8 protein-coding genes are annotated in these 13,264 nt (G+C 59.3%); 2 read left to right on the top strand and 6 right to left on the bottom strand.

Annotated elements, in window-relative coordinates:
• Positions 1 to 22 precede the first annotated feature (22 nt).
• Positions 23 to 895, bottom strand: coding sequence for an MYG1 family protein (locus TSACC_RS20450; protein ID WP_202816018.1), 873 nt, complete (start codon positions 893 to 895; stop codon positions 23 to 25).
• Positions 896 to 1,176: 281 nt separating this feature from the next.
• Between TSACC_RS20450 and TSACC_RS20445 the strand changes: the two genes are divergently transcribed.
• Positions 1,177 to 1,812, top strand: coding sequence for a LexA family protein (locus TSACC_RS20445; protein ID WP_075081299.1), 636 nt, complete (start codon positions 1,177 to 1,179; stop codon positions 1,810 to 1,812).
• 61 nt (positions 1,813 to 1,873) lie between these two features.
• On the opposite strand, the gene TSACC_RS20440 is transcribed toward TSACC_RS20445, so the two are convergent.
• The 5 genes from TSACC_RS20440 to TSACC_RS20420 form a co-directional block, all read right to left on the bottom strand.
• The gene (locus TSACC_RS20440; protein ID WP_075081298.1) at positions 1,874 to 2,371 is read right to left on the bottom strand and encodes a DUF3592 domain-containing protein; all 498 of its coding nucleotides are present in this window, start codon (positions 2,369 to 2,371) and stop codon (positions 1,874 to 1,876) included.
• An 84-nt stretch (positions 2,372 to 2,455) separates the two neighbouring features.
• Positions 2,456 to 8,851 (bottom strand): autotransporter domain-containing protein, encoded by a 6,396-nt coding sequence (locus TSACC_RS20435; RefSeq protein WP_237764043.1) that lies wholly within the window; start codon positions 8,849 to 8,851, stop codon positions 2,456 to 2,458.
• A 391-nt stretch (positions 8,852 to 9,242) separates the two neighbouring features.
• On the bottom strand, positions 9,243 to 9,944 hold the full coding sequence (locus tag TSACC_RS20430) for a LytR/AlgR family response regulator transcription factor (RefSeq protein ID WP_075081296.1): 702 nt from the start codon (positions 9,942 to 9,944) through the stop codon (positions 9,243 to 9,245).
• Complete coding sequence (locus tag TSACC_RS20425) at positions 9,941 to 11,476, bottom strand: sensor histidine kinase (RefSeq protein ID WP_075081295.1); 1,536 nt, start codon at positions 11,474 to 11,476, stop codon at positions 9,941 to 9,943. The genes TSACC_RS20430 and TSACC_RS20425 overlap by 4 nt, the downstream gene beginning before the upstream one ends.
• A 106-nt stretch (positions 11,477 to 11,582) precedes the next feature.
• Positions 11,583 to 12,167, bottom strand: coding sequence for a beta-class carbonic anhydrase (locus tag TSACC_RS20420; RefSeq protein WP_075081294.1), 585 nt, complete (start codon positions 12,165 to 12,167; stop codon positions 11,583 to 11,585).
• A gap of 30 nt (positions 12,168 to 12,197) precedes the next feature.
• On the opposite strand from TSACC_RS20420, the gene TSACC_RS20415 reads away from it, so the two are divergent.
• The gene (locus TSACC_RS20415) at positions 12,198 to 13,196 is read left to right on the top strand and encodes a helix-turn-helix transcriptional regulator (protein ID WP_169809728.1); all 999 of its coding nucleotides are present in this window, start codon (positions 12,198 to 12,200) and stop codon (positions 13,194 to 13,196) included.
• Positions 13,197 to 13,264: the final 68 nt, after the last annotated feature.

The following is a 13,264-nucleotide window of genomic DNA, read 5'->3' as shown; positions in this document are numbered from 1 at the left end:
AGCTTTATGCCGAGCAAAGCTATTAATAAGACGAAGCGCGGGCCTGTTCCAAAAGAAGCTTCAGATCGGCCACCGAAGTCGCAGAGGTCTTGGCGACGAAACCGCGGGCGTGGGCAAAGTGAACTAACTCATGACCGCTTAGCCTGGTGAAATCAAATCCCCGATGGTCATTATGGCGGGAAAGCCCGTAGCCGGTTCCGCGTCGATCCGGATAAACCAGGGCCGCAATTTCCAGCCCCTTTGACTGGATGTAACGGTCGAGGCCAAAGGATGGCTCGTCCACGCTCGGAGTCGTACGCGGCATGTACAAAACCCGCAATGCAGCCCCCTCCGCCACCGGAATCTCCCAGACCTCGGCATGACGTCCGATGAAGTCCAAACGCTCGCGCAACGAATGCACGTACTCGAGCAGATCCTCGCCCACCATGCGCATCACCTGCCAGATGGCATCAGTAGACTCAAACCGGGTTCCCAGGGCAAATCGCCGCAGAAGCGTGATATCAACCGGGGAGATGAGCCGATCCAGGGTGTCCCGGGAAACACCGAGCCACTTTGCCGTCTCGTGCGGGCCGCGGGAATCAAACCACTCCGCGGCTTCCAGCCAGTCACAAAAAACCTTCGCGTCCTCGTGCAGTCCCAGATGCTCCAGGACCAGGGAGAGCGAACAGATCGGCGGATGATCCGCGGGGAATTGATGGTGATCGAAGTTATGCCGATCAGGGGCATGTTCATGCCCCACATCGACTACGGCGATGCCCGGGTCGGCCAGTTCGTCCGTCGTCGGTTCACGCCGGATGATCGGCGCCTGGGTCAGGGCGACGAGAACGCAGCAGGCCAGGAACTCGTCTTTATGCGCACCGCCGGGATGCGTGAGAATCGTGTGAATTTTTTGCACTGACCGCCGAGGCTACCTCGGCTTTCCGCTCTGGCAAACTTTCTGGCACACCCTCGTTCTTGATGAGACGCCGAAGCTCCGCCCGGATTTCCCTCCGTGACTTGCGAAAACTCACCTCGTTTTTGCTGCCAGATTTGTCCTGTGGCATACCCTTGAAACCCTCCCTGAAATATTTCCCTCCACAACTAAAACCATTGTAACGTTCCCGTGACAATCGCATTTCGCGAAGTTTGCGAAGAAAAGCATTTGCCAATCGCGCCGCGCTCGTGAATATACACGATATGCGCACATCATCGTTGACGCCCACGCATGAACGGATCGCCCGAGCCATCCTGAATCTGGAGCGACGACATGAGCCGGCATTTGTCAGCGACCTCGTGCGCAATCTGGGATACGCCGCCGAAAGCAGTCTCACCGCCACGCTGCACCTCATGGAGCGCAAGGGCTTTCTCCTCCTGCAAGGCGGTGGAGCGCGCGGTCGATCCCGAGTCGCCCGGCTCACCACTCAGGGCCGCATGGCCATCGGCGCGGGAGGCATCCCACTCCTTGGCTTCATTCCCGCAGGTCCGCTCACCGAGGCGCTGCAGCAGGCGGATGATTTCGTGGAGCCCGAGGAGCTTTTCCCCTATCGCGATGGAGACTTCCTCCTGCGCGTGAAGGGCGATTCCATGATCGGAGACGGCATCCTCGATGGAGACAAGGTGCTTTTGCGCCCGGGCGTCGAAGCCCGCCAGGGAGAAATCGCCGCCGTCCTCGTCGGCGAATCCTACGAGTCGACGCTCAAGCACATCTACGTCGACAAGGAAACGGTTACCCTTCGCGCGAGTAATCCGAAGTACCCGGACCTTTCCATGCCCGCCGAGTCGGTTTCCATTGCCGGGGTCTTCCGCGGTCTGATCCGGCAGAGCGCGGCGTAAGTGCGGCGCTTTCCTCGCTTTCCGCAACGCGAGATAGTGTCAACATCCCACGTCCCGGGTGTCAGGCTCTACCGCGCTGCCGCCATTTCCAGACCCCGACGATCCCGGTGAGCAAAGGAACTCCCAAAAGCACGGGAAAAGCCCATTTTGCCATATCGGGACGCGCGGACCAAGCGCCGGAGGCATCGAGGATCGCCAGGTAAATCAGGAATCCAAAAAACCATATCGCGCAGGGCGGAAGCCAATAATCCACCACGGTGAGGATCCGCGCTTCATCCGGATATCTAGCGTCGTATCTGATCCGTACCGCGGTGCCGATCCCGAGGGGAGAACTCCGGCCGACGCCACACACCACACGACGGAGCCTTCCGTTTCCATCGACGAACTCGACCTTCGGAGTAAGCATCCGCTCCACCGAATCATCAATTCCCTCATAAGCGATGATCGTGCCTTTTGCCTCGAGTGAATAGAAAAGGAAAACCACCCCCTCCACCAGCATGGCAAAGCCGGGCAGCATCGCGGGCGTGGCGCAAAACCAGATGACGGAAGGATCAACCAAAACGCGGAAACTCTAGCAGGTGACCCGGCTGACGGAAAAACGAAAAGCGGGACCCGCCCCAAGATCCCGCCTTTCGCCTGTTTGCTAAAACTTCCAGCCTAGGCCGGTGGAGATCATCTGGCTCAAGTAATCCTGACGACCGAAGTCCGTATTGTAATACACGAAGGCGTTGAAATCCTCGCCGAACTGCGCGCTCACGCCCGCGCCGGCAAATACGCTGTCGCGCCCCGGCACAGTGGTCATGTAGTCAAAGGACTCCCCGGCCCCGCCATCGAGACTGGCGCCGATGGCGGTCGAGTTTTGCAGATACTCGTGCTGCCAGAACATCCGCACCTCGGGGATCAGGACGACATGGGATCCGGCATTCCAGGTGTAGGCAATACGTCCGCCAACATTGGTGCGCAGACTGTTGGCATTCTGTTGCTCAAGCCGCAGGTCGAGGCTGTCGGCGCCGGTTTCCGAAAACGGAGCGATGCCTGCATACGTGTATTGTGCGCTCACGAGCGGCCCAAAGGTAAAGCCGCCCACCTGCCAGTCATGCCCGGCATCGAGATAAGTCGAGAACTGCCCGCCATCCGGGTTCGCCCGGGCTGTGCGGTCGATCGTGCTAAATTGGATGGCGCGCTTGGCGATATAGCCATTGTATCCGCCGCTCACGATGGCGTCGCTGTAGAAGCCGCCATTCTGATAGGTCGCGTAGCCGCCGAAGAGCGCAGAGTTCACGGACGACATGCTGCCATTGCCGTACTTCGCATACGTCCCCTGGTATCCGCCGAAGACACCGGTGGCGAAGTTCTCGCTCCAGGCGTAATCCGCACCGACCAGGAATCCGCCGCTCTGGAAGCGGTAGTTCGGGATCTGGCTCACGCTGGTCACCTTGGAGAAGATGCCATTGCCAAGCGCCCACACGCCCCATTTGTTGTCCGGCGAGGGAGTAAGCAAGTCTTTGCCATCCTTCGCATCGAGGACATTCTTGCCATTGCGATCGTTGACAAGAGGAGCCTCGATGCCGATGGCCTGAAAGCCGCGCGCTCCAAGACGCACCGCACTGAGGCGTTGGGCAACAAATTGATTTTGCGCCGTTGCCTGCTCGATCGTCGTATCGGTCAGCGTCTCGTAGTAGCCGGGGGCAATCGCGTCAAACGCCGCCGGATACTGCTCCGCAGTCTGGAGATCGAGCGCAATGCTCACCGCCTCCCGATCTCCGCTCGTCGCAGGGATGTAGCTATCGAGCGCATGGGCCACGTTCCGCTGGTTCTGCGTCTCCGCGACAAGAGTGTAGCTGGTCGGCGCCACCAACAACGTGCCTGTCGTTGCATTGCTCAGAAACCGTCCGCGGAAGATTTCCGGATCGGGCATCGTGATGGAATCAAAGCTTCCCATGATGTTGCCCGCTTGCAGGAAGTTGAACTGCTGCCCGTAGGCGAACTGAAAGCCATTGTAGCTCTGCACGGCCAGAGTACCTCCGAGGCTGGCTGTTCCGGTGACGACCAGTTGGTCAAAGACACTCGAGCTCGCCACCTCGATCTGCAAATCACCCGTGCCGGTCTGCGTAAAGTTGCCCGCGATGGTCAACGTCCCCGGCGAATTGCCCGGCGCCACGGTTCCCTGGTTCAGCACATCGCCGATGATCGTTCCTGCTCCTTTAAGGATCGCGCCAAACTGCACGATCAGTTGTTTGAGGCTGAGCACTCCGTTGACCGAGAGCGTTCCGTCCTGCACGTAGCCATTGCCATTGGCCAGCACATAGCCGAGCAGGTTGAGCTGACCCGCACCCAGCTTGATCAGTGCGTCGGGCAAAAACAAAGTCCCGCCGGAAATGGAGGCCAGCCCCTGCGGCACGTTGAGCTGCCCGGAGGTAACCTGGAGCAGCCCCAGAATGTCGAGATTTGAGCCATTTCCAAAAGTGAGCGAATTCACCTGCTGGTTGCCCGCGAGAGACTGGACATTGCCGTTAACGAGAAAATCTGCATTCCGGGGAGTCCAGTCGGGAGCGTAGTTGTTGATGACATTACTCTGGGCACTGCCACTGTAGCGGACGGTGAGCGTCGACGTTCCGTCACCATTATCCCGGACAACGAAGATACCGCCTAAACCGGAGACCATGTTGGCGGTGAAGAGCGACGCATCGACCGCTGAGGTGCTGTCGAAGGTAAGCAGATCATAGGTCGTGTTTCCCTGGAAACCACCATCGGTAAAGCTGAATACCCCCGTCCCACCCTGCGAGAGCAGAGAGCTGATTGAGACATACGGGGTCGAGGCGGTGACCGAGCCCAGTGAAAACCGGAAGGTTCCGCCGCTCTGCCAATTGAGAGCCTGGACCGATAGCGTCGTGCCGCTATCAAGCGCGACCATTCCATTGCCGCCCAAGGTCAGCGCGCCAGTGCCGAGAGCCGCAGCGTTGGCGGTTTCGAGCACTCCTGCATTGACGGTGGTGCCGCCGCTGTAAAGGTTCGCCGAGGTGATGCGTACCGTCCCTGCCCCTTGCTTGGTCAGCCCGCCAGTTCCCGTGATGCTTCCGGAAAGCGTGGTATTGCCACCCGCGCCAAAGATCAGATTTTTCGCCCCGAGCACGATGCTCCCCGCGTTGGACAAGTCTCCGACCGTGGTCGCACTGCCGCTCAGCGCCGAGATATTGAACGTTCCGTTCGTATCCACCGATAGCGCCCCGGTTGAGAGGAGTGAACCATTGCCGGACAGGGCCAGCGTACCGCTCTTCACCGTCGTGCCTCCGCTGTAGGTATTGGCTCCGGAGATGGTCTGCGTGGACGAGTTGCCACCGTCCATGATCAATGCACCCGTCCCGCTTACCGCGCCGCCAAAGGTGTTTGCCGCATTGGCTCCTCCGAGTGTCAGGGAACCGCCATTCAGCACGATGGAGCCGGTGCTGCCGATGAGCTGGGCCACCGTCAAATCGACACCCGCGATTGTCGCCTGCCCGAATTGCGCTCCGAGGTAGGCATTGGAGCTCAGCGCCATGTTGCTGGCAAATACGAGTTCGCCGCCAAAAACATCAACTTGTCCCGCGAAGGTGTTATTCCCGCTGAGCACCTGGGTGCCCGCGCCCAATTTCACGAGGAAACCATAAAGCGAGCCGGTGATATTTCCCGCAAAGGTCGAGGAGCCAGACGCTAGGTCGATGCCCATCGCATTCCCATTATCCAGGATGACCTGGGAGCCGGCGACGCCACTGAGACCTCCAATCAGGAGCTGAGTCGTATCTACGGAAAGCCTCGCTCCGTTGGCAATCGTCACCGCACCCGTTCCCAGGGCGGAATCGTTCTGCGCGGAGATCGTTCCTGCCGAGATGGTGGTGCCGCCCGCGTAGTTATTTTCGCCGGAAAGAACGAGCGTCCCGGCCTGACGTTTATCCAACTGACCGTCCGTGATCTTTGCTCTGATGGTCGCCGTCGCGCCGCCAAAAACCTCGATTGCGCCATCTCCCGCCAATTGGAGATTTCCCGTGCCTGTCCCGGCAATCGTATAGCCGTCGACCTGGAAACTCATCGCCGGAGTCGTGACCGTCGCGCCGTCGGCGATCGTCACGGTACCCGCCGCGCCCTTGAAGACAGCCCCCACAGAGCCGTTCCACGCCGCATTCGCATTGCCGCTCGAGCTGGTCCAGTTTGTCGTGCCCGTATCCCAGACCCCCGAGCCGCCTTCGATGGTCCCATTGGGTGTCGTCTGGCTGTCATCCCAATACTGCCACTCGGCGGCGGTGACGACGAGATTGATCTGCCCCGGTGTACTGAGATCGATCTGGTACTCGAAAGGCATGGCGACACTGCCAAAGGCCAATCCGTCGTTCGTCAAAGAGCCGTAATTGAACAGGCGATAGGTGCCCGCCCCGAAACCCGTGACGGCAGTAACATTGAGAACACCGTCGAGATTCAGCAATCCGCCCACGTCGATCCGGTCGCTCGAGGGATTGCCCAGCTCAAAGTTCAGGAGGGAGGCATTGCTTAGGTCCAGAGAGCCAAGGGTGAGAACTCCCGGGCTGTTTCCCGCCGCGATGATGCCGCCATCTTCCACGGTCACCGCGCCCGAGAGTGTTCCCGAGCCTCCGAGCGTCGCACCCGACCGCACCGAGGTGCTTCCGCTGAGTGTGGAGTTCACCTTCAATATTCCCGCCTGGATGTCGGTGCTGGCAACCGAGGTCAGGCTTTTGTCGAGAGTCCACGTGCCGAAACCGAGCTTGGAAAGCGCGCCGCGAAAAGTGATCGCACCTGTGACAGCGTCGGAGAGCAACTGCGAGCCCGTGCCGTCCAGTTTCAAGGCTGCCGAGGCACTCGTGCCCATGTTGAGGGCTCCATTGATCTTTGACCCGGAGAAGAGCGTGGCTGTATGGGCCTGATTCGCCATTAGCACTCCACCGTTAATGGTTCCCTTGTTGATCAAGGTCGCAGCCGTGGTGGAAAACCGCACTCCGGCAATATTCGACCCCGAGGTCGCCGTGTTCGAAATGGTGCCTTCATTTAAAACGGTGCCGCCCGCGTCCAGCCATACCCCGCGAAGACGACCGCTGATCGTCGACGTGTCGAGATTATTGACTGTTACCGCCGCATCGCTTCCCTGGATGCCATTCTGGCCGCCATTGCCCGTCGTTTGAATCGTGCTGTTACCGCTATTGGTGATGGTGCCCCCATCGACCAGAGTCACGCCATTGTAGCGTCCGGTGATGGTGCTGCCTGTAAGATTGTCCACCGTACCGGCGCCACCCTCGATCCAGATGGCATCGTAATCTGTGGAAATGGTAAGTATCTGGCCTCCCTCTTCATTCTTGATCGACCCTCCGCCCTTCAGCCACGCGCCGTTTCCTCCTTTGCCCTGGATCGTTCCGCCGGTATTTGTCACCGACCCTGCAGCACCCGCCTCAAAGTACGCCCCATCTCCATTCGTTGATGAGATCGAGCCGGTGTTCAGCACGGTCCCGCCGTTCAAGCCTGTGACACCTGCGAAGAAGCCCGAAACGATCGTACCGCGATTATCGATCGTGCCGCCGTTGGACATTGCGAGGGCCTTGTTCACAGTGATGCCGGAATTCACTTGAATGACAGCGGTCGATCCCGATGCCGCGGCAGCGTCTCCGAAGCCTCCAGGATTTCCAAGCCCACTATTGTTGGCAACGATGAGCCGCCCCCCGGTGACCAGCGTGCCGCCAGTATATGTATTGACTCCGCTCAAGGTCAGGGAACCGCTCCCAGTCTTGGTCAGCCCCCCGGAGCCGGAAATGACGCCTGAAAGAGTCATATTGCGCTCGGAGCCGTCGAGACTTCCGGCGACCGTGAGCCCGCTGTTCAGCGTGATGTTGTTCGCAATCGAGCGATCCCCGCTATCCGGGGTGATCGTACCGCCGTCGACCACAAAGGCTCCCGTGCCAAGCGCACCATTATTGGCGAGAGCCACCGTGCCCGCCTTCAGGTTGACAGAAAAGTTGCTGGAGTTGTTGCCTGCGATGCGCATGGTTCCAGCGCCATCCTTCACGAGGACGCCGTTGTCCAACTGCACTACAGCGTTGAGATCATAGGTCGCAGAACCGTCTGCTATCGTGAAAGTCCGCGGATTTCCACCTAGTTTGAACAATCCGGAGCCATCGATCAATGCGCTCGCAGCCGAGGCATTCGTCGTCAGCCCGCCCTCCAAAAAGAGAAAACTTCTGTCCAGGAAAACATGTCCTCCTGTCATGGTGAGGGAGGAATAGAACATACGATTGCCGCTCCCGCTTCCCCGGAGCAAGCCGTCCTGATAAATGGTGAGACCGGACGAGGCGGCCTGCTGATCTCCGGTAATTGCCAGTTCCGCGCTGTCAGCAGCACCGGGACTTGAGCTGTTGCCAAGCACCACATCGCCCGCATAGCCATACACCCACGCCGCCGTATCGATCACGACCTTGCCGCCGCGCACGATGAGGCCATTAAAGGTGTTGCTGGCAGTATTGGAGAGCGTGAGTGTCCCCGCTCCGATCTTGGTCAACGCACCCGTCCCACCGATTACGGAGGAGATGCCGATATTGTAGCCGTTCGTATCGATCGTGCCCCCGCCATTCCCGATGGTCACATCTCCCGCCTCAAAGGACCGCAGAAAGTCCGACTGGTTTTCTCTGGCCTGCAGGATACCTCCGTCAAAATCAATCGTTCCCTGGCCATCGGTTTCCTGAATGTACGCAACCTGGAGAATCCCGCCGGAATACAAATGCACGTGCCCTTTCGAGCCCGCATTGACACCTCCCACGGTCAGCGTCGAGGCCAGATCGACCCTGCCTCCATCTTCAACTTTCAGGAAACCTTCACCTCCCGACGTCCCTATAGCCAACTGGTCAAGCGAGGAAAACAGGGATCCCGCGCCGAACACGGTGAGGCTGCCATTTCCGCCAGCGCCAATGCCCACAGCCAGATTTTGCGCGACTATTACCTGCCCTCCGTCGATGACCGACAGTGTTCCGTTTTCCCGGGCGCCCACGTAGAGCGATGTCGTCGTCAATCGCCCATCACCGCTCACAATCAGCCCTCCATCTCCTGTCCCGACCCCCGAAAATACTGCAATGTTCAACCTATTTGCCGTTGCTCCCGCAGCGTCGATCCGGACCGTGCTAAAATTGTTTATGTATGTTTCGGAAGAACTGTCACTGGTAGGAACTGCGCCCGAACTCCAGTTGGACGGCGTGAACCAGAAACCATTATCCGCTCCCGAATAGAAAACATCCTGAGCCCAAGAAGGGGAAACCCTTCCCAAGGTAAGGGTCAACAGCAGGCAAAAGCAGACAATTCGGGCGCGAGCAGTCATGGCGAGGGGCCACAAGACGAGCGCTGCTCCCTCAAAACAACGATTTTGGGACGAATCGCTCAAAATCGCTGACGAATGCCCGCGCAACCTATTTCATTCCCGAGATTCTTTGGACTGCCGACCAGAAGGTCCGACCCACAGGAACACACGCTCCGTCGAGGAGGATCAACTCACGTTGCCGACCATCGGCCAATCGCAGTTCCCTGATATCTCCTGGACGAATCAGGATGCTGCGATGAATCTGAAGGAAGTGACCGGTCGGCGCGAGGTCCGCCCATTGCTTCAAGGTGCGCAACATCATAAGGGATGATCCATCGACCAGATGGACGGAGGAATAGTTGCCTTTGCTTTCGATCCTGCGGACTTCGCTCCACGGAACAAATCGAGCAGTGGAGGCTCCCTTGAGAAAAACGAGGTCGTGCTCCTTCGCCGGAGCTGGCGCGGGAGCAGGCAGACGCCGAAGGGTCTCGGCGAGGCGCTCGGCGCGCACCGGCTTGAGCAGGTAATCCATGGCGTTGCATTCAAATCCCCTCACGGCGTAGCGGTCATGCGCTGTGATAAAAACGATACGCGGGCCGTCCCCCCCCACCTGCGCCACGTAGTCGAAGCCCGATTCACCTGCCAGTTGGATGTCGAGGAAGCATATCTCCGGGCGGTGGCGAGCAGTCAATTCCAGAGCAGCATCCACATCGGGAGCATCCCCGACCACCTCAACCTCGGGAAAAAGCGAGAGCAGTTTTCGAATCTCGAGGCGGGCGGGAGCCTCATCATCGACGATCAGCGCCTTCATGAGGGAATGATCATCTTGACTCCCACACGCCCCTCCCCGGTCTCGATCGTCAGCGAAGCCCGGCCAGAATAGACCAGAGCAAGCCGATGCCGGACGTTCTGCAACCCTATGCCCCGCCCGCCATCCGGTTCAGGGTTCCATAGGCCAGAGTTTTGCACCTCCAGCACCAGGTTGGATTCCGCGACATGCGCCATGACCGTAATCTCGCACACGCCTTTCATTTTCTCCAATCCGTGACGGATGGAATTTTCCACCAATGGCTGGAGGATAAACACCGGCACTTTCTTCCCGACAGCGTCAGGATCGATTTCCACCCGAGTCTGTAAACGCGCTCCGAATCGATGCTGCTCGATGCGGAGATACTCCTGCACACTGCGCACCTCCTCCGACAGCGTCACCATCTCGACCTCATCGGCCGCGAGCGTGGAGCGCAGATAGCCGGAGAGATCGGTCAGCATATCCCGCGCGACGGCCTCGGTCAAAGGGAGCGCGGCACGCACGGAGTTGAGCGCATTGAAGATGAAATGGGGATTGATCTGGTAGCGGAGTGCGGCGAGCCGCATCCGCTCCGCATAGAGTGAAGCCTGCAGCGCACGCTCGCGCTCGATCATGGCATGGCGCTCCACCTCGCGCCGCTGTGTCGTCAAAGCGGAGATCAGGAACCCCGTCGCGGCAAGTCCCCAGCTGAATGCCTGGACAAACCAGATCGCGGCCACCAGCTCTTCCGGTTTGAGGACGTGAGCATTCCAGCCGAGGGTCACGTAGATCATCGCAACCATCATGCCCAGCACGGCGCTGACTTCTGCCCACCCAAAGCGCACCGCCGCATAAATCACCGGAGGAAATACCAGGAAGGTGAAATTGATTCCCAACCCGCTAAAGGCCGCGCCAAAAGCCGTGAGGCTCAGCGCTAACATCGAGGCAAGCGTGCAGGCAAACTCTCCGCTCGCTCCACGCCAGTTCCAGGTCCGACGATAGAGCGACCATACCAGCGGCGCGATGAGGAGCATGCCTGCGGCATTGGCGAGATTCCAATTGCCGAGCGCGTTCCAAATTTCGGCCGCGGGCATTTGCCCGCGCAGGATCAGGTAGACAGGAAACAGCAGGGCGGTCACCCACGAGCCAATGAGCGACACTCCCAGAAGCGTCGCAGTCGGCTTCAGCTGGTTCAGACGGAGAGTGACATTCCCGCCATGAATGGCCCGGATCGCCCCGGCCGCCACCGCCGCCTCGATCATGTTGATCGCAGCACCGACGAGGGATGTTTCCCACGCAGCACCGAGAAGCAAACACACCGGGATGGCATCGAGCAGAATCACCGGGGCATAACGGATTCCCAGCAAAAGCACCCCCGCCAGATTCACTCCGCTGGCCAGCCAGAAGATGTGATGCGCCCAGGCTGGCAGGCCCTCGGGCCAGAAAAACTTCCCGTACCAGAAAACGAACAGCACCGCCGCGTTCGATGCGGCGGAAAAGGCGAGCGCCTTGATGAGCACTCGCACCGACGTTCCTCTCTGGACGATCACGGCCATGCCCGCCGTTTTCGCAAGACCGCCCTATACTCGTCAACCTCCGGCGCTACGGTCGCGGCATTGGCGAGTCTTGTTTTGCCTTGTCCTGCAACGAACGAGAGCCAGCCTACGGAGAAGCAGCGCCGATTTTCGTAGCCTCAGGCACCTCGATCAGCCTGCCCGACTTGACGTCGTAGACATAGCCATGGATCGGGATGTAGCTCGGCACGAGCGGATGATTGCGCACCCGCGCCACGTCCACGATCACGCTGGACGTTTCATCCGGGAAAGTCAGCCAGTCAATGAAATCGCCTTCGGTGGCCCCAGGCCCGTGGCCCACATCTTTCCAACCCTCGGCACCGATCTCGGCGGTGTCCAGACTCTTCCTTAGCAGCCCGCGAATGATATCGTCGGTAAACAATGCCATGCCGCAATCCGTGTGATGAATGACAAACCACTCCTGGGTCCCGAGCAGTTTATGAGAAATAACCAGCGAGCGGATCGCATCATCACTCGCACGTCCGCCCGCATTGCGAATCACATGAGCATCACCCTCGCTCAATCCCGCGTATTTTGCAGGGTCAAGCCGGGCGTCCATGCACGTAAGGATGGCAAATTGCCGCGCAGGGGGAAGGGCAAGATTGGCTTTGTCTCCGAAGGATTCGGCATAGACGGCATTGGCATCGAGAACTTCACTTAAGATCTTGCTCATACATAATGACGATATTTCTAGTCGTTATTTGTGTCAACACAGTTTTTTTTGCGCTCCTGTCAGAGCTTTATCTTTTCCTCGGTCGGTCACGGGCTATGGTCCCGCATCCCCCATCCGCAGATGAACCCGCCAACACCTCCCAGCCATATTTCGCTTTCGTCCGAAAGGGTTCAGTCGCTCGCCGATCTATGGACGCGGATATCCCTGAGCCCTGCCTCGGCCACGGAAAGCGCGCTGCGCGACTTAATGGAGTGGATCGTCCGCGAGGTCGATGCAGATAATGCGATCTGGGTTGCCGCCGCACGGGTGCAGGACACGGCAACCGCAGAGGAGGACCCCTTCTTCGGCTGGCGGTTGAGGGTAAGGCTGCCGCTTCGCCCGGAACCGCCGTCATACCAAGAGATCCTGAACCGATACTACAAGCCCGAGCACTACGGAAAGCTCACGCCGACATTTCACCTCCGCTCGCATGCAAACAAAATCGACCATGTGGGAATGACCGGGCGCGCATCCCTGGCGGAAACAGGAACGTTCCGGGCACACAGCCTGCGCAGTGGTGAGTGGATCGACTTCGACGCCTTTCGCAAGACAACGCACTACAAGCTGTATTTTCAGATTCCCGGCATCCTGGACCGAATGACCATCGGATTGCCGGTCACTGAACGATGCGAGTCTTTTTTCATGATCGACCGCTACAGGCGTAAAGGAAAGTCGCCCAAGAGGATCTTTACGCGCGAGGAAACCAGCCTCGCCGGATTCGCCGCCCGCAGCGTACCCGCGCTGCATCGCCGTCTCCTGCTGGGCAATGGGCTGCTGGCTGGCGACAAGCTCTTCAGCCCGGCGGAGCAGCGCATACTCTCGCTCCTCCTGGATGGGCGGAGTGAAAAAGAGATCGCTGATGCCATGGGCCAGAAGACGCCCACCACCCACAAGTACGTGATGACGATTTACAACCGCTACGGAGTCAAGAGCCGCGCCAGCCTCCTGGCTCTGTGGCTCGGCGGCTCGTCCCGCGACTCTCTCCCGTAAACCCACCCTTCCCGGTCGGTCGCAGCCAGTCCCCCTCTATTTAGGGGAGTATTCACAATGCCGTGAGG

This window comes from Terrimicrobium sacchariphilum (genome assembly GCF_001613545.1).
GTDB lineage: Bacteria > Verrucomicrobiota > Verrucomicrobiia > Chthoniobacterales > Terrimicrobiaceae > Terrimicrobium > Terrimicrobium sacchariphilum.
Note: the sequence above shows the minus strand (reverse complement) of the source record. Positions and strands in the feature narration are given on the sequence as shown.

Coding starts and splice junctions, on each gene's coding strand:
- TSACC_RS20445 (WP_075081299.1), top strand. CDS start 1,177: ATGCGCACATCATCGTTGACGCCCACGCATGAACGGATCGCCCGAGCC.
- TSACC_RS20430 (WP_075081296.1), bottom strand. CDS start 9,944: ATGAAGGCGCTGATCGTCGATGATGAGGCTCCCGCCCGCCTCGAGATT.
- TSACC_RS20425 (WP_075081295.1), bottom strand. CDS start 11,476: ATGGCCGTGATCGTCCAGAGAGGAACGTCGGTGCGAGTGCTCATCAAG.
- TSACC_RS20420 (WP_075081294.1), bottom strand. CDS start 12,167: ATGAGCAAGATCTTAAGTGAAGTTCTCGATGCCAATGCCGTCTATGCC.